This window comes from Streptomyces sp. NPDC003379 (assembly GCF_053589195.1).
The window spans coordinates 1-2395 of the sequence record NZ_JBSFRK010000122.1; the positions used below are offsets into that span (position 1 = coordinate 1).

General features: G+C 70.5%; 1 protein-coding gene and 2 pseudogenes. All 3 read right to left on the bottom strand.

Features of this window, described 5'->3' with window-relative positions; all coding sequences use genetic code 11:
* Nucleotides 1-1161 (bottom strand): annotated as a pseudogene (locus ACWDVB_RS40190) (ATP/GTP-binding protein); the annotation flags it as partial.
* Nucleotides 1053-1613, bottom strand: coding sequence for a hypothetical protein (locus ACWDVB_RS40195; RefSeq protein WP_451520016.1), 561 nt, complete (start codon nt 1611-1613; stop codon nt 1053-1055). The pseudogene ACWDVB_RS40190 and the gene ACWDVB_RS40195, both read right to left, overlap by 109 nt.
* 1 nt (nt 1614) lies before the next feature.
* Nucleotides 1615-2172, bottom strand: a pseudogene (locus ACWDVB_RS40200) (helix-turn-helix domain-containing protein); the annotation flags it as partial.
* Between the last annotated feature and the right edge of the window lie 223 nt (nt 2173-2395).

A 2395-nucleotide genomic window follows, 5' to 3' on the forward strand; every position in this document is an offset into this window, starting at 1 on the left:
GAGGCGGGAGGCGGCCTGGGAGCGGTGCTCGTGCTGGCGGCGGGCGAGCGTCGCCAGGAGTTCGACGAGAGCGTCGGCCGCCGTCACCATGCCGTTGTCGGCCCCGGGGCGGGCCGGCGGGGCGAGCGGTTCCCATACTGAGTCGCTGACGTACGCCCAGGCGGCGTCGGCCAGCCAGTCCAGGTCGAGACGGAAGTCGCGGGCCAGGGCGAGGCCTTGGCGCAGGCAGCCGACCAGCAGCATCCGGCTGAGGCCGGTGCGCGTACGGAATTGTTCCCCGAGCGCGGTGAGCGCGCGCTGGGCGGCCTGTTCCCAGTCGCGGGCCGTCCAGCGGTCGTCGGCCTGGTCGTCGGCGCTGCGGACGGTGGAGCGGATCAGACCGTGCAGGTGGTAGGGCCACAGGCCGAAGGCGTTCTCGCGGACGAAGGGCCGCTCGATCAGGCGCAGGGCCGGGGCTTGGTGGGTCAGTCCGGCGGCCGCGGTGGCCAGGTCCAGGTCGAAGGCGTCCAGCAGGGCCACGGAGCGCAGGACGTGCCGCTCGTTGGCGGTGAGGTCGGACAGGGTGCGGGCGATCAGCGCCGGGAAGTCGTGGTCGAAGTCGGCCGGCTGCGGTGTGCGGCCGGTGCGGCGGATCTCCAGGAACCGCATCACCGACAGGTCGAGGTAGAGCGGCAGACCGTGGGAGCGGTCACTGATGACCTGCCGGATCTCCTGGCCGATGAGCGGTTCACCGTCACGGGTGAGCCGACGGGCGAGGTGGTCCTCGCAGTCCTCGGGGGAGAAGTCACCGACCAGGACCTGCCGCCCGGGGCCGTGAGACAGGCGGGCGGCGGCACGGGCGGCCGGGACAGCGGCGGGTGCTGCCAGGCCGGGCCAGGCGTTCGGGCCGGTGTAGTCGAGCTGTCCGTGGAGAGCGGGGTCGGCCCATTGCAGGCGGGAGCGGCCGGTGATGACGAAGAAGCAGTTCGGCATCAGCCACACCACCCGCTGGAGGAGGCGTTCCAGGTCGCGGTGGGTGCGGTCGCCGACGTCCTCGAAGGTGTCCAGCAGGATCACCGGCATGACGCGCTGGTCCGCCGGGAGCCGGGCGAGCTCCCACGCCAGCAGATGGGGATAGAAGGACGGGGCTTCCAGGTCCGCCTCGGCCTCCAGGAGGTCCACCAGCCGCGCGCATCCGGCGAGCGCCCGTACGGTCTGGCGCCGCTCGCGCAGCGCCCGGTGAGGGAGCCGATCACCGCGCCGACCGCCGTGCCGACGGTGCCGGGCAGGAGGAGGGCCTGGGCGATGTCGGCGAGAGCGGACTGCATCTGCTGCGGCATCGCCTTGCCGAACCGGGCGCCCAGTCCCCCGCGCCGCAGGTACTCCTCCAGGCTTTCGCCGGGGTGCTGGATTTCCCAGTAGCGGCGCAGGGCGATGTCGAAGGCGGGCAGGGCATGGCCGAGTTCGGCGAGCGCGGCGCGGATGGTGAGGATGACGTCCTCAAATGACGTGCCGGCCGAACGGGCGAGGTCGATGCGCACCGGGTAGATCCGCTCCGCGGACCAGGCGGGCTCACCCCACTGGGCGGGGCACTGACCGGCTCCCGCCAGCGCGGCCTCCAGCTTGCGGGACAAGGTCGAACGCGAAAACGCGGTCCGGGAAGTGCTCCAGCACGTGATCGATCCGATCGAGCTTGGCGTCGCGCTCGGGGTCGGGGGACTCCTTCCAGGTTTTGGTGCGTTGGAAGGTGATGCCGCAGCGGGTGAGCAGGCACCGTAACGCCTCGCGGCCGATCCGGATCACACGGCCGTGTACGCGGCGCAGGTAGGCGGCGAGTTTGCGGAGGGACCAGCGAGTGAAGGGCTGCCGAGCTTGGTTGGGCGGGTGGTGGCCGTCTGGACGACGAAGTCCTCGTCGTCAGGACTGAGCAGGCGGGGACGGCCTCCCGCCCGCCCACCGAGGGTCCAAGCAGGCCAGACCGATCTCATTGAACCGGTGGATCACGTCCCGGACCGTGTCCTCGTCGGCCTGCACCAACTTCGCGATCATCGGCACCCGGTTGCCGCCGGCCGAGGCCAGCAACATCATCGCGCGCCGGTAACGCACCGAACTAGTGCTGCCCCGGCGCACGATCTGCTGCAGCTTCTGCCCCTCCTCGTCAGTCAACCTGCGCACACAGACAGGCTCAGCCACCACACCCCCAGCGGTCAGATCGGACGTCACCGTTCATCCAACCGCTCGGACACGCAACCCGGCGAACCTACGTGGTCAGAGCACTACTGAGTTTTTCGTTAGTTCTGTGGTGTTTCGGGATGGATTGTCAGTCCGGTGTGGGTGAGGAAGGACCACGGGAGTTGCTCATTGGAGCAGATCCGGTGGATGCCGCGTTCGGCCGCGTCGGCGACATCGGCAAGGT